This window comes from Citrobacter sp. CK181, assembly GCF_030333595.1.
Taxonomy (GTDB): Bacteria; Pseudomonadota; Gammaproteobacteria; order Enterobacterales; family Enterobacteriaceae; genus Citrobacter_B; species Citrobacter_B koseri.
This window is the reverse complement of sequence record NZ_JAOWFN010000012.1, coordinates 203671-225370: the sequence shown is the minus strand read 5'-3', so window position 1 is coordinate 225370 and position 21700 is coordinate 203671. Positions and strand designations below refer to the sequence as shown.

Genomic DNA, 21700 nt, shown 5'->3' with positions numbered 1-21700 from the left:
GTTTCTCTTTAGCAAATTGATTCGCCCCCGGGAGGGGGCGAAAAGATTAACGCGAATAGCTGGTAACGGCGGGGAGAGAAGGCGGAGAGAAGAAGAGATCGGCAAACAGGCGTTGCGAAATTTTTCGGACGGTAAGGCCCGTCAGCGTGCAAATCAGCAGACTGGCAAAGGGGTAAACCAACAGCAGAGCAAACTCAAGCTGCGGCGACCATGCCGCGCCGTTGATTTTCGGAATCAACGTTAAGCTGAACGCTTCGACCAGGATACGGTGGGTTGTATAGATAGCAATAGTGTTTGAGCCGATGACATTCAGCAGACTGGAAGAACGCATGCCGAAGCGCTGCTCATACTGATAGAAAAGCTTCATGATCAGCACAATCGACACCAGTGAGAGCAGCAGGGATACATTAGCCAGCCAGGCGATGACGGCGAGCAGCGCAATGCCCGCAAACGCGATAGCATAACGACGCAGTGGGACATGCTTAATCCACTCCATCAGCGTGGCGCCAAACCAGGCGCCGAGGCTGTAGTAAGGCAGGTTGCGGATCACGCTGTTCATTCCCCACCACGGCGTCGGCACGAAGTTTATCGTCACGCTCAGCAGTACAAACAGTACGAACAGTGGTTTTGCCCATTGGCTGAAAACTTTACACAGCACAAAATAGACAACCAGCGCATACAGATACCAGAGGCTGGTGCTGGCCGTCAGCATTCCGTGAATAAACTCGCCGACGGACCCGGCATAAGCGGCGTTGGAGGCATTGTTGATGTCGCGTTCGGGCGCCAGCCAGTGGTTGAGCCAGCTAAGCGCCAGCCATTGCGCCACTCCCCAGAGCGCCAGTACCCAGACAATGCTCCAGATCCGTTTATCAATACAGGTTCCCCAGGGCACGCTGTCAATATAGCGGCGGATCAGATACCCGGAAATAAAGAAAAACACCGGCATGCGAAACGGCGCCAGATAGAGGTTAAAGTAGATCCAGCATTTCGTCAGGATCTCCGATAACGGATACTGGAAAGCGGTCAGGTGGGGATAGAACGTAATCACAGAGTGATAAATGACCACCAGGCAGATGCATAACCCTTTGATTTGGTTGATCCACAATTCTTTTTGTTTCATCAGGACGGCGTACTCGTGTTATTCAACATAGCCTGTGATCCTGCGGGCGGGGATCGGTGTTGTAATGCGTAACATTCTGTATTTTATTTTTTTAAGATAAAGATCAGGGTCAAGGGTGAGTATCAAAGCAGGTATCTTCAGGAAGTTGATTTCTTGATACTTTTCAGAATTACGCTGACGAACACTTACGGTTCAGTCATTTACCCATTCCGCTTTCGCTTATATACTCAGGGCTTTGCTAACAGCAACCAGACGGATTTCATGTACCAACCTGTCGCTCTATTTATTGGCCTGCGTTATATGCGTGGGCGTGCAGCAGATCGTTTCGGTCGTTTCGTCTCCTGGCTTTCCACCATTGGCATTACTCTCGGGGTGATGGCGCTGGTCACGGTATTGTCGGTGATGAATGGTTTTGAACGTGAACTGCAAAACAACATCCTTGGCCTGATGCCGCAGGCAATTCTCTCGTCTGAGCAGGGCTCCCTTAATCCACAGCTGATACCCGAAAAAGCGGTTACGTTGAATGGCGTCAATCGTATCGCGCCGCTTACCACGGGAGATGTCGTGCTGCAAAGCGCGCGTAGCGTCGCCGTGGGCGTGATGCTGGGTATCGACCCGGCGCAAAAAGATCCCTTAACGCCGTATCTGGTCAATGTGAAGCAAACCTCTCTTGAAGCGGGCAAGTATAATGTCATCCTCGGCGAGCAGCTTGCCGGGCAGTTGGGCGTCAATCGCGGCGATCAAATTCGCGTGATGGTGCCTTCCGCCAGCCAGTTCACGCCAATGGGACGCCTGCCGAGCCAGCGCCTGTTTACGGTGATTGGCACCTTCGCGGCGAACAGCGAAGTGGATGGCTACCAGATGCTGACCAATATTCAGGATGCGTCGCGCCTGATGCGCTACCCGGCGGGCAATATCACCGGCTGGCGCTTGTGGCTTAATGAGCCGCTGAAGGTGGATACCCTCAGCCAGCAGACGCTGCCGGAGGGGACGAAATGGCAGGACTGGCGTGAGCGAAAAGGCGAGCTGTTCCAGGCCGTGCGCATGGAAAAAAACATGATGGGTTTGCTGTTAAGCCTGATTGTCGCCGTGGCGGCGTTTAATATTATTACTTCGTTAGGTTTAATGGTGATGGAGAAGCAGGGCGAAGTGGCTATTTTACAAACCCAGGGGCTGACGCCGCGCCAGATCATGATGGTGTTTATGGTTCAGGGCGCCAGCGCCGGGATTATCGGCGCGCTGCTGGGGGCAGTGCTGGGCGCATTGCTGGCCAGCCAACTGAATAACCTGATGCCGATCATTGGCGCATTCCTGGATGGCGCTGCGCTGCCGGTGGCGATTGAACCGCTACAGGTTGTTGTTATTGCGCTGGTGGCGATGGCCATCGCGTTATTGTCCACGCTGTATCCTTCCTGGCGCGCTGCCGCCACCCAACCCGCTGAGGCTTTACGTTATGAATAAGATCCTGTTGCAATGCGACAACCTGTGCAAACGCTATCAGGAAGGCTCCGTGCAAACCGACGTGCTGCACGATGTCAGCTTCAGCATTGGCGAAGGCGAAATGATGGCGATTGTCGGCAGCTCCGGCTCCGGGAAAAGTACGCTCCTGCACCTGCTGGGCGGCCTGGATACGCCGACGTCGGGCGATGTCATTTTTAGCGGCCAGCCGATGAGCAAACTCTCGTCGGCGGCGAAAGCGGAACTGCGCAACCAGAAGCTTGGCTTTATTTATCAGTTCCATCACCTGCTACCGGATTTCACCGCGCTGGAAAACGTCGCGATGCCGCTGCTGATCGGCAAGAAAAAAACGGCTGAAATTACCGAGCGGGCGCGTGAAATGTTGCAGGCGGTGGGGCTGGATCACCGAGCTAACCATCGTCCATCCGAACTTTCCGGCGGCGAGCGTCAGCGTGTCGCCATCGCCCGAGCGCTGGTCAACAATCCGCGCCTGGTGCTGGCGGATGAACCGACCGGCAACCTGGATGCGCGCAATGCTGACAGTATTTTCCAGCTTCTGGGCGAACTCAATCGCGCTCAGGGAACGGCGTTTCTGGTGGTGACTCACGATTTGCAGCTGGCGAAGCGAATGAGCCGTCAGCTTGAAATGCGCGACGGTCTGCTGACGGCAGAACTGAGCCTGATGGGAGCTGAGTAATGGCTTCGCCTTTATCGTTATTGATCGGCTTGCGCTTTAGTCGCGGTCGTCGACGCGGCGGTATGGTGTCGCTGATTTCCGTTATCTCGACTATCGGCATCGCGCTGGGCGTGGCGGTACTGATTGTCGGTTTAAGCGCGATGAACGGTTTCGAGCGCGAGCTGAACAACCGTATTCTGGCCGTGGTGCCGCATGGTGAAATTGAAGCTGTGAATCAGCCGTGGACTCACTGGCGCGAAGCGCTGGAAAAAGTGCAGCACGTACAGGGGATTGCAGCGGCAGCGCCCTATATCAACTTTACCGGGCTGGTGGAGAGCGGGGCGAATCTGCGCGCAATCCAGGTGAAGGGCGTGGACCCGAAACAGGAACAGCGCTTGAGCGCGCTGCCGTCGTTTGTGCAAAACCATGCCTGGGATAACTTCAGGGCGGGCGAGCAGCAGATCATCATTGGCAAGGGCGTTGCCGATGCGCTGAAAGTGAAGCAGGGCGACTGGGTGTCGATCATGATCCCCAATGCCAGCGCCGATCATAAATTGCAGCAGCCTAAGCGAGTGCGTCTGCATGTGACGGGGATTCTGCAACTGAGCGGTCAGCTCGATCACAGCTTTGCCATGATCCCTATGGAAGACGCGCAGCAGTACCTGGATATGGGGGCCAGCGTGTCCGGCATCGCGATTAAGGTCAACGATGTCTTTAACGCCAATAAATTGGTACGGGACGCTGGCGAAGTGACCGACAGTTACGTTTACATTAAGAGCTGGATCGGTACTTACGGCTATATGTACCATGATATTCAGATGATCCGCGCCATCATGTATCTGGCGATGGTGCTGGTGATCGGCGTGGCCTGCTTCAATATCGTTTCGACGCTGGTGATGGCGGTAAAAGATAAGAGCGGCGATATCGCGGTATTAAGAACCTTAGGGGCGAAAGATGGCCTAATCCGCGCCATTTTCGTCTGGTATGGGCTGCTGGCGGGTCTGCTCGGCAGTCTGTGCGGCGTGGCGATTGGCGTGGTCGTCTCGTTGCAACTGACCCCTATTATCGAAGGCATCGAAAAGCTGATAGGGCATCAGTTCCTTTCTGGAGACATCTATTTTATCGACTTCCTGCCATCCGAATTACACTGGCTGGACGTTATTTACGTACTGGTTACGGCATTGTTGCTGAGCTTGTTGGCGAGCTGGTATCCGGCGCGACGCGCCAGCAATATTGACCCCGCGAGAGTGTTAAGCGGCCAGTAGTCGCAGTACATAAGAACAAGGAGCGGTGCGTGATGCATTACGGGTTTGACATTGGCGGGACAAAAATTGCCTTAGGCGTGTTTGATAACGAGCGACGTTTGCGCTGGGAAAAACGCGTACCGACGCCACGCGAAGGCTATGAGGCTTTTTTAACCGCGGTCTGCGATCTGGTGGCGGAAGCCGACCAGCGGTTTGACGTAAAAGGTTCCGTGGGCATTGGTATTCCCGGGATGCCGGAAACGGAAGACGGAACGCTGTATGCCGCCAATGTTCCGGCCGCCAGCGGTAAACCGCTCCGCGCCGATCTCAGCGCCCGGCTGGATCGTGATGTTCGCCTGGATAACGACGCGAACTGCTTTGCACTGTCGGAAGCCTGGGATGATGAGTTCACGCAGTATCCGCTGGTCATGGGGCTTATCCTCGGGACGGGCGTAGGCGGCGGACTGGTGCTCAACGGTAAGCCGATCACCGGTCGCAGCTATATTACCGGCGAGTTTGGTCATATGCGTTTGCCTGTCGATGCGCTCACCCTGATGGGGTTCGATTTTCCTCTGCGTCGCTGCGGCTGCGGTCAACTGGGCTGCATCGAAAATTATCTTTCCGGCCGCGGGTTTGCGTGGCTGTATCAGCATTACTATCATCAACCTCTACAGGCGCCGGAGATTATTGCTTTGTGGGAGCAAGGTGATGAACGCGCGCGTGCGCATGTTGAACGTTACCAGGATTTACTGGCGGTCTGCCTGGGGAATATCCTCACGATCGTCGATCCCGATCTGGTGGTGATTGGGGGAGGATTATCAAACTTCACTGCTATAACAACGCAACTGGCAGACAGGTTGCCACGTTATCTCCTTCCTGTTGCTCGTGTACCGCGTATTGAACGGGCGCGACACGGTGATGCGGGCGGGATGCGCGGCGCTGCCTTCTTACATCTTACCGATTAATCAAAAGAGGTTGTTATGCAGTCGCGTCGGGCTCATCGATTAAGCCGTTTTCGTAAAAACAAACGCCATTTGCGTGAACGCCTGCGTCAGCGAATCTTTTTCAGAGACAGAGTGGTGCCGGAAATGATGGAAAAACCAAGAGTATTAGTTCTTACTGGAGCGGGAATCTCTGCCGAATCCGGCATTCGTACATTTCGCGCCGCTGATGGTCTCTGGGAAGAGCATCGGGTTGAGGATGTGGCGACCCCGGAAGGGTTTGCCCGCGATCCAGAACTGGTTCAGTCATTTTACAACGCCCGCCGTCAGCAGTTGCAGCGGCCTGAGATTCAGCCCAACCCGGCGCATGTCGCGCTGGCAAAACTGGAAGAGGTGCTGGGCGATCGTTTCCTGCTGGTGACGCAAAATATCGATAATCTGCATGAACGCGCGGGCAACAAGAATATCATCCACATGCACGGCGAGCTGTTGAAAGTGCGCTGCTCCCAGAGCGGGCAAATTCTGGACTGGACGGGCGATGTGACTTCAGACGATAAGTGCCATTGCTGCCAGTTCCCGGCTTCGCTTCGCCCGCACGTCGTGTGGTTTGGTGAAATGCCGCTTGGCATGGATGAGATCTATATGGCGCTGGCGATGGCGGATGTGTTTATCGCTATCGGAACATCCGGGCATGTTTATCCGGCGGCCGGGTTTGTGCATGAGGCCCGCCTGCACGGCGCGCATACGGTCGAGCTAAATCTTGAACCAAGCCAGGTCGGCAGCGAGTTTGAAGAGAAATATTATGGCCCGGCAAGCCAGGTTGTACCGGCGTTTATTGAGAAATTATTGAAAGGACTGTGATTTTTTTGCCGGATGGCGGCGAATGCCTTATCCGGCCTACGGTTTGCATTTATCCAGGCCCGATAAGCGCAGCGCCATCGGGCATTCTTTACAACGCTGAATTAGCGTCCCGCTTTCAGCTTCTGATAATACTCTTCATAGATAGCACTGGCGGAACCCACGTCGTTCTGCCATTCCCCTTTATTGATGGTGTCGGCATCAGGGTAGAGTGATTTATCATTTGCCACTTCAGGACTTAACAGCTTACGTGCGGCCAGGTTCGGCGTCGGATAACCGATGGTTTCCGCCACTTCTTTCGCCACATCCGGGCGCAACAGGAAGTTGATCAGCTTCAGCGCGCCTTCTTTGTTTTTGGCGTTCGCCGGAATAGAAAGGCTGTCCATCCAGAAAATACCGCCTTCTTTCGGCCAGATAACCTCAAGCGGCGTCCCTGCCTGACGTGCAACGTACGCAGAACCGTTCCACACCATCCCCAGGTTGACTTCGCCTTCCATATACGGGTTAGCCGGGTTGTCGGAGTTGAACGCCGCCACGTTTGGCATCAGTTTTTTCAGTTCGTTATACGCCGCTTCAATCTCTTTAGGATCGGTGGTGTTGCCGGAGTAACCCAGCTTACGCAGCGCCATCTGGAACACTTCACGCGCATCGTCAGTCAGCAGCAGGCCGCCTTTATACTCAGGCTTCCACAGGTCAGCCCAACTGGTGACGGTTTTCGGGTCAATTTCGTCGCTGTTAACGCCAATTGCCGTTGCGCCCCAGATATACGGGATGGAGTAGTCGTTATTCGGGTCAAACGGTTTGTTGAGCATTTCAGGATCGAGGTTGTGGAAGTTGGTTAACTTCGTTTTGTCGATCTTCTGGATCATGCCCTCTTTACGCATTTTATCGACGTAATAGGTGGAAGGCACCACCAGGTCGTAGGCGCCGTCTTTATACGTTTTCAGCTTGGCATACATGGTTTCATTCGACTCGTAGGTCGAATAGATAACCTTAATGCCCGTCTCTTTAGTGAACTGTTCCAGCAGTCCTGGTGGAACATACTCGGTCCAGTTGTAGAAATAGAGCGTGTTGTTGTCATCAGCGTGAGCGGCGCTCATGCCCAGTGCCAGAGCACCCGCCGCGAGCAGGTGGCGTGACCATTTTTTCATTTAACGTCCCCTGAATAGTGGGCCTCAACGGCCCTTGGTTTTATCACGAGCAATAAGCTGGCTGGCGATGACCATAACCAGCGACAGAACCAACAAAATCGTTGCCAGCGCATTAACTTCCGGTGAAACGCCGACTTTTACCATTGAGTAAATTTTCAATGGCAGAATCTCATAGCCAGGCCCGGTGACGAATGACGAAACCACCACGTCATCCATCGACAGGGTGAAACTGAGCAACCAGCCAGCCGCGACCGCAGGCATTGCCAGCGGCAGAATGATCTTACGCAAAATCGTGACTTCACTGGCTCCAAGGTCTTTTGCCGCTTCCAGCATCCGCACGTCAAACCCTTTCAGGCGCGAGTAAACGGTAACGACCACGAAGGGCAGGCAAAAGGTGATATGCGAAAACAGCAACGACCAGAAGCCCAACTGGATGCCGAGCAGCATAAACAGCACCAGCAGTGAAATCGCCATTACAATATCCGGCGACATCATGACGACGAACAGCATGCCGCTGACAAACGGTTTACCGCGAAAACGATAGCGATACAGCGCCACTGCCGTTAGCGAGCCGATGATCGTGGCAAAGGTGGCCGAGAACACCGCCATCGTCAGCGAGTGCTGTGCCGCCTGCAACAGGCTGTCGTTATTCATCAGCAGGCTGTACCAGTTGGTGGTAAAGCCCTGCCAGTTGATGCCAAAGCGCGAACTGTTAAAGGAATTCACAATCAAGATGATGATTGGAATATACAGGTACGCGTAGATAGCGGTCATAAAACCGCCACGAAGCAGTCGACCGATCATTCGAGTTCCACCTTCTTATTCAGCAGCCGCGATGCGCGCCAGTAAACCAGCAGCATCAGGCCCATCACAATCGTCAGCGTAATGCTGGTGGCTGCGCCAAACGGCCAGTCGCGAATGTTCAGGAACTGAACCTTAATAACATTACCAATCAGCAGGTTCTTTGCTCCACCCATCAGGTCAGAGACATAGAACAGCCCCATCGCCGGCAGTATCACCAGTAGACACCCGGCGATGATCCCCGGCATGGTCAGTGGAATAATAATGCGAATAAAGGTCTGCAATTTACTGGCGCCCAGATCGCGGGCGGCCTCCAGCAGCGGCTTATCCAGTTTTTCAATGCTGGAGTAGAGCGGCATCACCATAAACGGCAGCAGGATATAGACCAGACCGATAATGACCGCGCCCGGCGTGAACATGATGCGGATCGGGGCGTCAATCACACCCAGCCACAGCAGGAACTCGTTGAGATAGCCCTTGGTGCTGAGAAAAATTTTCAGGCCGTAAATACGGATCAGCGAGTTGGTCCAGAACGGCACGATCAGCAAAAACAGCAGCAGCGGACGCACTTTTTCCGGCAGTTTCGCCAGAAACCAGGCAAAGGGATAGCCGAGCACCAGGCAGGCGAAGGTGGCAATGAGCGCCATATTGAGGGAATGCAGCAATACCTCAAAATAGAGCGGATCGAGCAAACGAGCGTAGTTATCCAGCGTAAAGACCATTTTGACGAAGTTCGCGTCATCACGGGTCAAAAAGCTGGTACCAATAATCATCAGGTTGGGCAGAAAGACAAACAACACAAGCCAACCAACGACAGTGACAATCACCACATTCTGGAATTTACTTGTGTTCTTCATCAGCCAGTACGACCTCCCAGCTTTCTACCCAGTTAATGGCCATTTTTTGGTCGAGAGAGTGGTCGAAGTCAGGATCGTCTTCATTGAAGAATTCGCTGACCATCACCATTTTGCCATTTTCCAGTTCGACGACGGACTCCAGCGTCATACCTTTGTAGTTGCGCTCGCGTACGTAGCCAATGAGACCTTCAATGTGGTTATCATCGTTAATTTCATCAACGCGCAGATCTTCCGGGCGTAACAGTACGTTCAGTTTCTGACCAGGAACGACGGCAAAGTTAACATAAATATTGCACTCGCGTCCTTCTACATTGGCGCGTACGCGTTGTTCGTCGAGACGTTCAATTACCGTGGCGTTAAACATGTTGATTTCGCCAATGAATCCGGCGACGAACAGGTTTTTCGGCTCCTCATAGATTTCTCGCGGCGTGCCGTCCTGCTCAATAATGCCGTCGCGCATCACCACGATACGGTCAGACATGGTCAGCGCTTCTTCCTGATCGTGCGTAACGAACACAAAAGTGATGCCCAGCTTACGCTGCAACGCTTTCAGTTCGTTCTGCATCTGCTTTCGCAGCTTGTAATCCAGCGCGGAGAGGGATTCATCCAGCAGCAATAAACGCGGTTTATTGACGACGGCGCGGGCGATGGCCACACGCTGCTGCTGCCCGCCGGAAAGCTGATGCGGCTTTCGCTGCGCAAACTCTTCCAGTTGCACCATGCGCAGAGCGTCGGTGACGCGAGGGGTAATCTCGGCGGCGGGGGTTTTCTGCATGCGTAAACCGAAAGCCACATTTTCAAATACGGTCATGTGGGGGAATAACGCATAGCTTTGAAAGACGGTGTTCACATAGCGGTGTTCCGCTGGAACGTCGGTGATGTCCTGGTTATCCAACATGATATGACCGGCATCAACATTTTCCAGACCGGCAATCAGGCGCAGAACGGTTGTTTTACCGCAGCCAGAGGGGCCAAGCAGCGTGAGGAATTCGCCGTTATTGATGGTCAGATTCAGATTAGAAATGACCTCTTTTCCGTCGAAGCTTTTGCGAATTCCCGCCAGTTGTACCAGCGGTGAAAGCGAACGCGGTTGTTTATTCAATTTTTTACTCTGTCCCATGTAGACGCAACGGATGGCTGACCGATGCGGGGTTTGTGGTTAACCACCTTGGTGACTCTTAATGAGGGCGGTCATTCTACGGCAAACCGCTAAAATCGCCAATCCTTGTTGCGAATTACTGGCTTAGCTTTATAGTCAGAAAAAGTGTCTACGCGAAATATTCTCGTTTGCAGGGATAAAAGTGACCTGACGCAATATTTGTCTTTTCTTGCTTATTAATAATGTTGTCACGAAAAGTGAGGGTGACTGCATGGATAAACTACTTGAGCGTTTTTTACACTACGTGTCGCTGGATACCCAATCAAAGGCGGGCGTACGGCAAGTGCCCAGCACTGAGGGCCAGTGGAAATTATTACATTTGCTCAAACAACAGCTCGAAGAAATGGGGCTGGTGAACGTCACGTTAAGTGACAAAGGGACCGTCATGGCGACGCTGCCAGCCAACGTTGCTGGCGATATTCCCGCGATTGGTTTTATCTCTCATGTGGATACCTCACCTGATTTCAGCGGTAAAAATGTGAATCCGCAGATTGTGGAAAACTACCGTGGTGGCGATATTGCGCTAGGGATCGGCGATGAGGTGCTGTCGCCGGTGATGTTCCCGGTTCTGCATCAACTGCTGGGGCAGACGCTGATCACCACTGACGGGAAAACGCTGCTGGGCGCTGACGACAAAGCGGGCGTGGCGGAAATCATGACCGCGCTGGCGGTACTGAAACAGAAAGACATTCCGCACGGTGATATTCGCGTGGCCTTTACGCCGGATGAAGAGGTCGGGAAAGGGGCGAAACATTTTGACGTCGAGGCTTTTGGCGCGCAGTGGGCTTATACCGTTGATGGCGGCGGCGTAGGGGAGCTGGAGTTTGAAAACTTCAATGCGGCCTCCGTGAATATCAAAATCGTGGGCAATAACGTACACCCCGGTACGGCGAAGGGCGTGATGGTGAATGCGCTGTCGCTGGCGGCGCGTATTCATGCCGAGGTTCCGGCGGATGAGAGCCCGGAGACGACTGAAGGCTATGAAGGCTTCTACCATCTGGCGAGTATGAAAGGCACCGTTGATCGTGCGGATATGCACTACATCATTCGCGATTTCGACCGCAAACAGTTTGAAGCCCGCAAGCGCAAAATGATGGAGATCGCTAAAAAGGTCGGGAAGGGACTGCACCCGGACTGCTACATTGAGCTGGTGATCGAAGACAGCTATTACAATATGCGCGAGAAAGTGGTCGAACATCCACATATTCTCGATATTGCACAGCAGGCAATGCGTGACTGCGATATTGTGCCGGATATGAAGCCGATCCGTGGCGGCACTGACGGCGCCCAGCTTTCGTTTATGGGCTTACCGTGCCCGAACCTCTTTACCGGCGGCTATAACTATCATGGCAAGCATGAGTTTGTGACGCTGGAAGGGATGGAGAAAGCGGTGCAGGTGATTGTGCGTATTGCGGAGCTAACTGCGAAGCAGCAGTAATGGTGCCGTGGTGTGATGGCGCCGGATGGCGCTTCGCTTATCAGGCCTACCGTGTGTAGGCCTGATAAAACGCGCTAGCGTTGCCATCAGGCTCAATCGCAATAACTTATTACCCTTCGAAGAACCAGTACCCGCTGTTGACCAGCGCGGCCAGCATCGCGAGGAACGACGGGTCTTCCAGCGCATCGCCAAAATTCTCGGCGGTCAGCACGATGTGACTGGAGAGCGCCTCCAGCGCCGGGCGGTGCGGAGAATCAATCTTCTCACCGTTGGCGTAGATCTCATCGCCAATGCGCAGGACGCGTAAGCCGCCCAGACGCACCAGCACATCGCCTTGTTTCAGCGCATCATAGATCTCATCCGGCTGATACGGCGGTTCCGGCGGCGCGATGTCCAGTTCGTGACGAGACTGGGAGATAAATTCGCCAAACCACTGTTTAAAGTGTTCAGGCTGATTGATCAGGTCGAGCATCATTTCACGCAGCTTGTCCATCTCCTGCGGCAGAACGTCGGCAGGATGCTCGCGCGGCGGGATATCCGGGTCGCTGTAATAGGTGCTGCCCAGCTCGCGTTGCAGAACGTAGTCGGCAAAACCGCTGATCAGTTCACGCGTATTCGGCGCGCGGAAACCAACCGAGTAGTTCATCGCGTTTTCCAGCGCGTAGCCTTCGTGCGGGAATCCGGGTGGGATATACAGAATATCGCCGGGCTCCAGCTCTTCATCAATGATGGCTTCAAAAGGATCGACCTGGAGTAGATCCGGGTGAGGGCAATGCTGCTTCAGTTGCAGCTTCTCGCCTACGCGCCAGCGGCGGCGACCGGTTCCCTGAATGATAAAGACATCGTACTGATCCAGATGCGGACCCACGCCGCCGCCAGGGACGGAAAAGGAGATCATCAGATCGTCAATACGCCAGTCTGGCAACGCGCGGAAAGGGCGCATCAGCGCAGCGGTAGGTTCATGCCAGTGGTTTACGGCCTGAACCAGCAGTGACCAGTTGTTCTCGCCGAGGTGGTCGTAACTCTCGAACGGGCCGTGGCTGACCTGCCATTTACCATCCTGATGGCTGACCAGACGGCTATCGACTTCGCTTTCCATCGCCAGTCCCGCCAGTTCGTCAGGGGAGAGCGGATCAATGAAGTTGTTGAACCCACGTTTTAACACCACCGGGCGTTTTTGCCAGTGGCGTTCAAGAAATTCGGGCCAGTTAAGTGTTAATTGATATTCCATGTTGATTATCCGCAGGCTGGTATCTGACACCGATTATAACGGATGCTTAACGACATGCGGTGAAGAACATACATAAATATTACACGCCAGCGTCATTCATCGCGCTGAATCGGGTGCTGGCGACCAAAAATCACCTCCATCCGCGCTCCGCCGAGCAAACTGTCACCGGCGACGATCTTCCCTTCATATTGCTCAGTGATCTCACGGGCGACCGCCAGCCCTACGCCTTGCCCTGGTCGCAGGGTGTCAATGCGCTGACCGCGATCGAAAACCACATCACGTTTGCTTTGCGGAATGCCCGGGCCGTCGTCTTCTACCAGAATATGCAGATGCTCATCGGTCTGCCGGGCTGAAATTTCAACAAACTCCAGGCAGTATTTACAGGCGTTATCCAGCACGTTGCCCATCACTTCAACAAAGTCATTCTGCTCGCCGACGAAGCTGATTTCCGGCGAAATATCGAGGCTAATGTTGACCCCTTTACGCTGATACACCTTATTGAGCGCGCAGGTGAGATTGTCCAGTAACGGCGCTACGGGGTGCAGCTCACGGCTGAGTAACACGCCGCTTCCGCGCATGCTGGCGCGATGCAGGTAATAACCGATCTGCTGGGAGATACGGCTGATCTGTTCCAGCATGACCGGTTCGGCGTCGCTGACGCTCATTTTTTCGCTGCGCATTGAACGCAGGGTGCTCTGCAATACTGCCAGCGGCGTTTTCAGACTATGGGTGAGGTCGGTTAACGTGGTGCGGTATTTATCATAACGCTCACGTTCGCTCTTCAGCAGCCGGTTGAGGTTGCGCACCAGGCTGGTCAGTTCCCGCGTGGTTTCCGGGTTGAGCATTTCACGGTGGTGTTCTTCCAGCTCGCGCACTTCACGCGCCAGCGCTTCGATAGGGCGTAAACTCCACCATGCGGCGACCCAGAGCAACGGGATGACTAACAGCAGGTTTGCCGCCAGAACATAAATAAACCAGCTCCAGACCATATACGAGCGTTTCAGCTCGATGGGGATGGTATCGACAACCACTATCGTCAGTTGCGGCATCCGCGCGGTAGCCGGATAGACATTCACCGCCACGGAGTGGGTCATTTCCGCATCGTCGTCATCTTCCCGCACCTCTTTGAGCTGCTGTTGGGCGGAATGATCTTCACTCAGCAATGTGCTGGTGGCATCGACATCGGCTTCAATTTCATGAAAACCGTTGGCTTTCAGCCATTCCGGCTGGATACGTTTCTCCAGCCAGGGAACGTTGCGCTGCGCCCATAACAACTTGCCGTTCTCATCATAGATCAGTGTCATCGTGGGGCTTTGCATATCGAGATTTTCCGGGATCTCGATATTGATTTTATTGTTTTGCCATGACGCGAGGGTGTAGAAAAGGTTGCTTTCACCGCGTAACAGGCGAAAGGTTGTCTTATCGAAACTGACGCTATAGCCAACCAGCGCGACCATGCCGTAGGCCAGAGAGAGCACCAGCACAACGCCTGCCGTCGCCAGCAGAAAGCGCAGGCGCAGCGATAAAGGAAAAAGATGACGCAGTAATTTATTCATTAGCGCAGTTCGAACAGGTATCCCTGACCACGGACGGTGGTAATCACATCATCAGGATATCGCGCCTGAATTTTTTTGCGTAAGCGCCCCATTAATACATCAATGGTATGGCTTTCACGCAGTTCCGCATCCGGGTAGAGCTGTAGCATCAACGAATCTTTACTGACGACTTTGCCATTATTGCGGATCAGCGTTTCCATAATGGTGTATTCAAACGCCGTCAGTTTTATCACTTCATCATTTACGGACAATTCACGGCGGGAGAGATCCACCTGAAAAGGCGGAATAGAGATAACCTGCGAGGCCAGGCCGCTGTTGCGGCGCATTAACGCCTGCATACGCGCGACCACTTCTTCAATATGAAACGGTTTTGTCACGTAGTCGTCGGCGCCGGCGCTCAGCACTTCCACTTTATCCTGCCAGCCCTCACGGGCGGTTAATACCAGAACAGGAAGGGAAACGTCATTGCTGCGCCAGCGGCGGATCAGCGAAAGCCCGTCTTCATCCGGGAGGCCTAAATCGACGATGGCGATGTCCGGCAGATGCTCGTTAAGATAATAATCGGCTTCCTTTGCATCTTCTGCGTCATCAACCTGGTGCCCCAAATCCTGTAATTGAACCTTCAGGTGGTGGCGTAATAAGGCATTATCTTCGACAACCAGTACGCGCATCATCTTTTCTCCCTAAATTAACGGTATTAGTAGTTTAACGCTGATTATGTTGCGGCGGGGATAAACATTTCGTAAACCGGGGGGAGAGTTATGCCGGATGAGTCTCCGGCATTGGGTGCGCTGAATATCGGCCGGATAAGATGCGTTAGCATCGCTATCCGGCAGGGGGGATTACTTCAGCTCGTCAACCATAGTGATGGCGCGACCAATATAGTTGGCCGGGGTCATCGCCTTCAGGCGCGTTTTCTCTTCTTCCGGCAGGGCCAGACTGTCGATAAACTGCTTCATGCCTTCGGCGTCAACACGTTTGCCGCGCGTTAACTCTTTCAGCTTCTCGTACGGTTTCTCAATGCCGTAGCGGCGCATTACGGTCTGGATCGGCTCTGCCAGCACTTCCCAGTTGTGATCCAGTTCATCCAGCAGACGATCGCGGTTCACTTCCAGTTTGCTTACGCCTTTCAGGGTGGACTGATACGCGATCAACGCATAGCCAATACCGACGCCCAGGTTACGCAGCACGGTGGAGTCCGTCAGGTCGCGCTGCCAGCGGGAAACCGGCAGTTTGCTTGCCAGGTGTTGCAGTACGGCGTTAGCCAGCCCCAGGTTGCCTTCGGAGTTTTCGAAGTCAATCGGGTTAACCTTGTGCGGCATGGTGGAAGAACCAATTTCACCCGCGATGGTTCTCTGTTTGAAGTGGTTGAGCGCGATATAACCCCAGACGTCGCGATCGAAGTCAATCAGGATGGTGTTAAAGCGCGCGACACAGTCAAACAGCTCTGCGATGTAGTCATGCGGTTCAATCTGTGTGGTGTACGGGTTCCACTGGATACCCAGCGACGTCACAAACTCTTCGCTGAAATGGTGCCAGTCCACTTCCGGGTAAGCGGCAATGTGGGCGTTATAGTTACCGACCGCGCCGTTGATTTTACCAAGGATTTCCACCTGGTTTAACTGACGGAACTGGCGTTCCATACGGTAAGCCACGTTAGCCATCTCTTTCCCCATCGTGGACGGCGTAGCCGGTTGACCGTGGGTACGGGAGAGCAGGGGAATGTCGCGATACTGAACGGACAGATCTTTGACCGCGTCGATCAGCTGACGCCAGTACGGCAGGATCACTTCGTCGCGTGCGGTTTTCAGCATCAGCGCATGAGACAGGTTGTTGATGTCTTCAGAAGTACAGGCGAAGTGGATGAACTCAGAAACCGCATGCAGTTCCGGGATATCCGCCACTTTTTCTTTCAGGAAATACTCAACTGCCTTCACGTCGTGGTTTGTCGTGCGCTCAATGGTTTTGATACGCGCGGCATCTTCTTCATTGAAGTTCGCGACGATCGTATCCAGGAAACCGTTTGCGTCGGCAGCAAAAGCAGGAACTTCCTTGATCGCTGCGTGCGCGGCCAGTTTTTGCAGCCAGCGTACTTCAACCTGTACACGGAATTTCAGCAAACCGTATTCGCTGAAAATCCCGCGCAGCGCGCTGACTTTATCGCCGTAGCGTCCATCGACAGGGGAAACGGCGGTCAGTGAGGATAATTCCATAGATCACAACTCCGGGGTTAAATGAGCAAGAATTTGTTTTGCCTGAGTGGTCAGGCGATTACGAGAAAACATTAATTGCAGGCGGCCACCGCCGACCTGGTGCCAGAGCACTGCGGCACGGATACCGGCCAGAAGCGAGGCGCGAACTTTTGCCTGCACCTGCGGGCTTTGCAGCACGGCGGGTGAGCCCGTCACCTGAATGCGCGGCCCCAGCGGGCTGATGACATCGACATAAATACCGGCCATCGCGCTCATCAGCGTTTCTGATTGCAGGTCAAAATGGTCAAGCTGACGCTGTAAGCCGTTAATGCGCTCGCCCAGCATGTCCAGCGCGCCTTTGGCGGCTGACAGTTTGCGCTCCAGCACCATCAGGCTCAGCGTATAGCGCGTCAGCTCTGCGTTCAGCCCCTGGCGGCTACTGGCATTCAGGACGCCGAGCAGGGTTTCCAGACCGAGGCGAAGGTTCGCTTCGCTGCCGCCGAATACGCCCAGCGTAGAGCTGGGGTTCATATCGATAACGCTGTTCAGTGAAACGTGTAGCGCATCGGCATCACAGTGCCCCTGGTGCGCCAGCTGTTGCACCAGGCGTGCTGACTGGCAAATGCCTGCCAGTGCGAGGGTGATGTCATAATAATTCTTTGCCACGATCACTGCTTCCTTGTATCAGTTATAGAGAATAATTATACCGGCAGGGGCAGGCGCTGCTCGATAATACCGCCGCCGAGGCACACTTCTCCGTTATAAAAGACAGCCGACTGACCCGGCGTTACTGCGGCTACCGGCTCATCAAAAATCACTTCAATGCGTTCGTCATCCAGCGTTTTCACGGTGCACGGAATGTCGGTCTGGCGGTAGCGGGTTTTCACCGTGCAGCGCAGGGTGCCGCTAAACGGTTCGCGATCGACCCAGTGAAGCTGTTGGGCAATCAGGCCGAAGGACATCAGACGTGGATGCTCATGACCCTGAGCGACAACCAGAATGTTATTCTCGACATCTTTATCGACCACGTACCACGGATCTTCGGTGCCTTCTTTGGTGCCGCCGATACCCAGACCTTTACGTTGGCCCAGCGTGTGGTACATCAGCCCCTGGTGCTGACCGATTTCGTCGCCGTCTACGGTGATGATTTTTCCTGGCTGCGCCGGGAGATAGCGACCGAGGAACTCGCGGAATTTACGTTCGCCGATAAAGCAGATGCCGGTAGAGTCTTTTTTCTTCGCGGTGATCAGACCGAGGTCTTCGGCAATTTTGCGTACCTGCGGTTTTTCCAGTTCACCGACCGGGAACAGGCTTTGGGCGATCTGCTCATGGCCGAGTGTGTAAAGGAAGTAGCTCTGATCTTTGTTACCGTCGAGCCCGCGCAGCAGGCGGCTTTTGCCGTCCACATCCGCGCGACGGACGTAGTGACCGGTGGCGATATAATCAGCGCCCAGATCTTCAGCGGCAAATTCGAGGAAGGCTTTAAATTTGATCTCTTTATTACACAGAATATCCGGGTTCGGCGTGCGGCCCGCTTTGTACTCTTCCAGGAAGAGTTCAAAAACGTTGTCCCAGTATTCTGCGGCAAAGTTTACGGTATGCAGTTCAATGCCAAGTTTGTCGCAAACGGCCTGCGCATCAGCCAGGTCGGCTGCCGCTGTGCAATATTCCTCACCGTCGTCCTCTTCCCAGTTCTTCATGAACAGGCCTTCTACCTGGTAGCCCTGTTGTTGCAACAGCCAGGCGGAAACGGAGGAGTCGACACCGCCGGACATGCCGACGATCACTTTTTTTGGGCTTTCTGACATTGGAATACTCACGACATTGAACTTCAAGGCGGCGTATTCTATCACGCAGCCCTTTTACTTGACACCCTCTGTAAACGGCCAGTTAAATTCGCCGATGATCGCCAGCGGATAACGTTGCCCGTTCTGCCAGCAACGAATGCTCTCGGCAACCAGCGGCGAACGCAGGTTGGGGGCGTTGAGGATCGCGTCGGCGCTGACCCAGCGACAGCAGTCAATGTCGTTGTCGTGAGGTTCAGTGGCGCACATCCTGGTAAGTTCAATGGAAAAGAGGAAACGCAGGAACGGCGTGTTGTCCGGCGCGATCCATTGATGCAGACGAATAAAGTGCTGGGGTTGCGCGGTAATCCCTGTCTCTTCCCAGAGTTCGCGCGCGGCGGCTTCCACCAGCGTTTCGTCGGCTTCCAGATGTCCGGCTGGCTGATTCCAGAGCGCTTTGCCGTTAATGGTCTCTTCCACCACGAGGAATTGACCTTCTGCATGGACGATGCAGGCGACGGTGACGTGCGGTTTGAACATGGTTTTTCCTTAATCGGTAGCGTCTCGCCATTCGCCGTTGGCAAGATTATCCAGCGTGTAGTTGCCCATTGCGTAGCGGATCAGTCGCAGCGTAGGGTAGCCGACGTGCGCCGTCATACGCCGTACCTGACGGTTACGGCCTTCATATAAGGTCACTTTGAGCCAGCGGGTGGGAATACTTTTTCGTTCGCGAATCGGCGGCGTTCTCGGCCACAGCCATTCGGGTTCCTCCACTACCTCAATGCCCGCAGGCAGAGTGGGGCCATCATTGAGCGTCACGCCATTGCGCAGGGCTTCCAGCGCTTCTGCGGTGGGTTCGCCTTCAACCTGAACGTAATAAATCTTACCGGTACGTTTGCCGGGCTGCGTCAGACGAGCCTGCAATGCGCCATCGTTGGTGAGCACCAGAAGACCTTCGCTGTCCCTGTCCAGACGACCTGCTGCATAGACGCCCTGGACAGGAATATAGTCTTTTAATGTGCTGCGCCCGGCCTCATCCGTAAATTGCGGCAAAACATCGTAAGGTTTATTGAACAAAACCACGCGTTTTGGCTGGTTTTCTTTCCGCCGCTTAGTGACTTGTCGTGAGCTGAATCGCTCAACCCGGTGATTTCTAAAAGAAGTTTTTTGCATGGTATTTTCAGGGCTTATCAATTGCCGCATTATAGCCTAATAACGAGTGTCTTTCATGGCAGCAAACAATAGGGTAGTATTGACACGCTCATTACAAATCATTAACAAAAAAGTTGCTCTAATGCATCCGTGTCGCAGGACGCAAACGCACATGCAGCGTGATGACAGACGAGCAAACCAGAAGCGCTCGAAGGAGAGGTGAATGGAAAGCAAAGTAGTTGTTCCGGCGGAAGGTAAGAAGATCACCCTGCAAAACGGCAAACTCAACGTTCCTGAAAATCCGATTATCCCGTTCATTGAAGGCGACGGTATCGGTGTTGATGTAACCCCAGCCATGCTCAAAGTGGTCGATGCCGCTGTCGAGAAAGCCTATAAAGGCGAGCGTAAAATCTCCTGGATGGAAATTTACACCGGTGAAAAATCCACTCAGGTTTATGGCCAGGATGTCTGGCTGCCTGCTGAAACCCTGGATCTGATTCGTGATTACCGCGTGGCCATCAAAGGCCCTCTGACTACCCCGGTCGGCGGCGGTATTCGTTCCCTGAACGTGGCGCTGCGTCAGGAACTCGACCTGTACGTGTGTCTGCGTCCGGTTCGTTACTATCAGGGCACCCCAAGCCCGGTTAAACACCCTGAACTGACCGACATGGTCATCTTCCGCGAAAACGCTGAAGATATTTATGCAGGTATCGAATGGAAAGCCGACTCTGCGGATGCCGAGAAAGTGATCAAATTCCTGCGCGAAGAGATGGGCGTGAAGAAAATTCGCTTCCCTGAACACTGTGGTATCGGTATTAAGCCGTGTTCCGAAGAAGGAACCAAACGTCTGGTGCGTGCGGCGATTGAATATGCCATCGCTAACGACCGTGATTCTGTGACCCTGGTTCACAAAGGCAACATCATGAAGTTCACCGAAGGCGCGTTTAAAGACTGGGGCTACCAGTTAGCGCGTGATGAATTCGGCGGTGAGCTGATCGACGGCGGCCCGTGGGTCAAAATCAAGAACCCGAACACCGGCAAAGAGATCGTGATTAAAGACGTGATCGCCGATGCGTTCCTGCAACAGATCCTGCTGCGTCCGGCTGAGTACGACGTGATTGCCTGTATGAACCTGAACGGCGACTACATCTCTGACGCCCTGGCGGCGCAGGTTGGCGGTATCGGTATCGCGCCGGGCGCGAACATCGGTGACGAGTGCGCGCTGTTCGAAGCGACTCACGGTACTGCGCCGAAGTACGCGGGCCAGGATAAAGTTAACCCGGGCTCCATCATTCTGTCTGCTGAGATGATGCTGCGCCACATGCAGTGGTTCGAAGCCGCAGATCTGATCGTCAAAGGGATGGAAGGCGCGATTGCCGCGAAGACCGTCACTTACGATTTCGAACGTCTGATGGAAGGCGCTAAGCTGCTGAAATGTTCAGAGTTTGGCGACGCGATCATCGCAAATATGTAATCCAGTTTCTGGGTTAAACAAGAACGGGAGCCTGAGGGTTCCCGTTTTTTATTATTAGCATTCGAACTTGTTTTTTGAATGTCGAATTCGCAGAGGACTAAGACGATACTTCGCAAGTCTCCAGACGGGGAAGATGTGCATCTGCCAGTGACTCAGACGATTAGCCCATCAGCGGATGTGGCTACGGAGCATTGTGCAAAACGGGCATGAACAACCTGGAACGGGTGAAGCGTCACAGGTTCCCAAAAATGTTGTCTGCGGCTCAGTACCATGCTGACTGTAAAAACTTCCCAGAATATTACTTTCGAGTGTGCGAACGTTATCAGGAGCCGTACCGGGTACTACGTTGGGCGGCGATTTGAATGCCAGGCAACTGAACGACGAGGCTGCCAGTGATATGGCGAATATGTTTCTGACTTTCATCTGATGATTACCCTTCTCACTAAAAGTTATGTAATAACATAACCTCAATTGTGCTTAATGAATAGACCTGAAATTGTCCGATCGGTCATGTGGCGGCGAAAAGGTAAATGACGTTTTTACGACCTCGCGGTGAGCAGGGGATAAGTCGCAAAAAATGACAAAACGACTTTTTCGTCTTTTTATAG

At 53.8% G+C, this 21700-nt stretch carries 20 protein-coding genes; 7 read left to right on the top strand and 13 right to left on the bottom strand.

Annotation, left to right across the window (positions count from 1 at the left end; all coding sequences use genetic code 11):
- Positions 1 to 46: 46 nt before the first annotated feature.
- On the bottom strand, positions 47 to 1120 hold the full coding sequence (locus OGW17_RS10425) for an acyltransferase family protein (protein WP_012132800.1): 1074 nt from the start codon (positions 1118 to 1120) through the stop codon (positions 47 to 49).
- A gap of 261 nt (positions 1121 to 1381) precedes the next feature.
- Here OGW17_RS10425 and lolC point away from each other — a divergent pair, with 261 nt between their 5' ends.
- From lolC to cobB, 5 genes are read left to right on the top strand one after another with little or no spacing between them, the layout of a single operon-like run.
- On the top strand, positions 1382 to 2581 hold the full coding sequence (gene lolC, locus OGW17_RS10420) for a lipoprotein-releasing ABC transporter permease subunit LolC (RefSeq protein WP_114647634.1): 1200 nt from the start codon (positions 1382 to 1384) through the stop codon (positions 2579 to 2581).
- A complete protein-coding gene (gene lolD / locus OGW17_RS10415) occupies positions 2574 to 3275 on the top strand; it encodes a lipoprotein-releasing ABC transporter ATP-binding protein LolD (RefSeq protein WP_071258222.1) in 702 nt (233 codons plus the stop codon). The genes lolC and lolD overlap by 8 nt, the downstream gene beginning before the upstream one ends.
- The gene (lolE, locus tag OGW17_RS10410; RefSeq protein ID WP_024130429.1) at positions 3275 to 4519 is read left to right on the top strand and encodes a lipoprotein-releasing ABC transporter permease subunit LolE; all 1245 of its coding nucleotides are present in this window, start codon (positions 3275 to 3277) and stop codon (positions 4517 to 4519) included. The genes lolD and lolE overlap by 1 nt, the downstream gene beginning before the upstream one ends.
- 32 nt (positions 4520 to 4551) lie before the next feature.
- Positions 4552 to 5463, top strand: coding sequence for an N-acetylglucosamine kinase (gene nagK, locus OGW17_RS10405; RefSeq protein WP_071258220.1), 912 nt, complete (start codon positions 4552 to 4554; stop codon positions 5461 to 5463).
- A 15-nt stretch (positions 5464 to 5478) separates the two neighbouring features.
- Positions 5479 to 6300, top strand: coding sequence for a Sir2 family NAD+-dependent deacetylase (gene cobB / locus OGW17_RS10400; RefSeq protein ID WP_071258218.1), 822 nt, complete (start codon positions 5479 to 5481; stop codon positions 6298 to 6300).
- Positions 6301 to 6401: 101 nt separating this feature from the next.
- On the opposite strand, the gene potD is transcribed toward cobB, so the two are convergent.
- The 4 genes from potD to potA are packed head-to-tail and all read right to left on the bottom strand — an operon-like array spanning position 6402 to position 10226.
- A complete protein-coding gene (gene potD / locus OGW17_RS10395; protein ID WP_071258216.1) occupies positions 6402 to 7448 on the bottom strand; it encodes a spermidine/putrescine ABC transporter substrate-binding protein PotD in 1047 nt (348 codons plus the stop codon).
- Between the two features lie 24 nt (positions 7449 to 7472).
- On the bottom strand, positions 7473 to 8252 hold the full coding sequence (gene potC, locus OGW17_RS10390; protein WP_012132793.1) for a spermidine/putrescine ABC transporter permease PotC: 780 nt from the start codon (positions 8250 to 8252) through the stop codon (positions 7473 to 7475).
- Positions 8249 to 9106 (bottom strand): spermidine/putrescine ABC transporter permease PotB, encoded by an 858-nt coding sequence (gene potB / locus OGW17_RS10385; protein WP_286452185.1) that lies wholly within the window; start codon positions 9104 to 9106, stop codon positions 8249 to 8251. The genes potC and potB overlap by 4 nt, the downstream gene beginning before the upstream one ends.
- Complete coding sequence (gene potA / locus OGW17_RS10380) at positions 9090 to 10226, bottom strand: spermidine/putrescine ABC transporter ATP-binding protein PotA (RefSeq protein WP_012132791.1); 1137 nt, start codon at positions 10224 to 10226, stop codon at positions 9090 to 9092. Before potA ends, potB begins: the two co-directional genes overlap by 17 nt.
- Before the next feature lie 250 nt (positions 10227 to 10476).
- Here potA and pepT point away from each other — a divergent pair, with 250 nt between their 5' ends.
- A complete protein-coding gene (gene pepT / locus OGW17_RS10375) occupies positions 10477 to 11703 on the top strand; it encodes a peptidase T (RefSeq protein ID WP_047457474.1) in 1227 nt (408 codons plus the stop codon).
- 109 nt (positions 11704 to 11812) lie between these two features.
- Here pepT and roxA read toward each other — a convergent pair whose 3' ends face one another.
- The 8 genes from roxA to rluE form a co-directional block, all read right to left on the bottom strand.
- A complete protein-coding gene (gene roxA / locus OGW17_RS10370; protein WP_071258215.1) occupies positions 11813 to 12934 on the bottom strand; it encodes a [50S ribosomal protein L16]-arginine 3-hydroxylase in 1122 nt (373 codons plus the stop codon).
- Positions 12935 to 13026: 92 nt separating this feature from the next.
- Positions 13027 to 14490, bottom strand: a complete 1464-nt coding sequence (phoQ, locus tag OGW17_RS10365; protein ID WP_012132787.1) for a two-component system sensor histidine kinase PhoQ — start codon at positions 14488 to 14490, stop codon at positions 13027 to 13029.
- On the bottom strand, positions 14490 to 15161 hold the full coding sequence (gene phoP / locus OGW17_RS10360) for a two-component system response regulator PhoP (protein WP_024130426.1): 672 nt from the start codon (positions 15159 to 15161) through the stop codon (positions 14490 to 14492). The genes phoQ and phoP overlap by 1 nt, the downstream gene beginning before the upstream one ends.
- 171 nt (positions 15162 to 15332) lie before the next feature.
- A complete protein-coding gene (gene purB / locus OGW17_RS10355; protein ID WP_012132704.1) occupies positions 15333 to 16703 on the bottom strand; it encodes an adenylosuccinate lyase in 1371 nt (456 codons plus the stop codon).
- A gap of 3 nt (positions 16704 to 16706) precedes the next feature.
- Positions 16707 to 17348: a high frequency lysogenization protein HflD gene (gene hflD, locus OGW17_RS10350; RefSeq protein WP_024130407.1), complete on the bottom strand. Its 642-nt coding sequence runs from the start codon at positions 17346 to 17348 to the stop codon at positions 16707 to 16709.
- Positions 17349 to 17383: 35 nt separating this feature from the next.
- The gene (gene mnmA, locus OGW17_RS10345; protein WP_071258214.1) at positions 17384 to 18490 is read right to left on the bottom strand and encodes a tRNA 2-thiouridine(34) synthase MnmA; all 1107 of its coding nucleotides are present in this window, start codon (positions 18488 to 18490) and stop codon (positions 17384 to 17386) included.
- Positions 18491 to 18544: 54 nt separating this feature from the next.
- A complete protein-coding gene (locus OGW17_RS10340) occupies positions 18545 to 19006 on the bottom strand; it encodes an NUDIX hydrolase (protein ID WP_012132701.1) in 462 nt (153 codons plus the stop codon).
- A gap of 9 nt (positions 19007 to 19015) precedes the next feature.
- The gene (rluE, locus tag OGW17_RS10335) at positions 19016 to 19669 is read right to left on the bottom strand and encodes a 23S rRNA pseudouridine(2457) synthase RluE (RefSeq protein ID WP_081353176.1); all 654 of its coding nucleotides are present in this window, start codon (positions 19667 to 19669) and stop codon (positions 19016 to 19018) included.
- 172 nt (positions 19670 to 19841) lie between these two features.
- Between rluE and icd the strand changes: the two genes are divergently transcribed.
- Complete coding sequence (icd, locus tag OGW17_RS10330) at positions 19842 to 21092, top strand: NADP-dependent isocitrate dehydrogenase (protein WP_047457457.1); 1251 nt, start codon at positions 19842 to 19844, stop codon at positions 21090 to 21092.
- Positions 21093 to 21700: the final 608 nt, after the last annotated feature.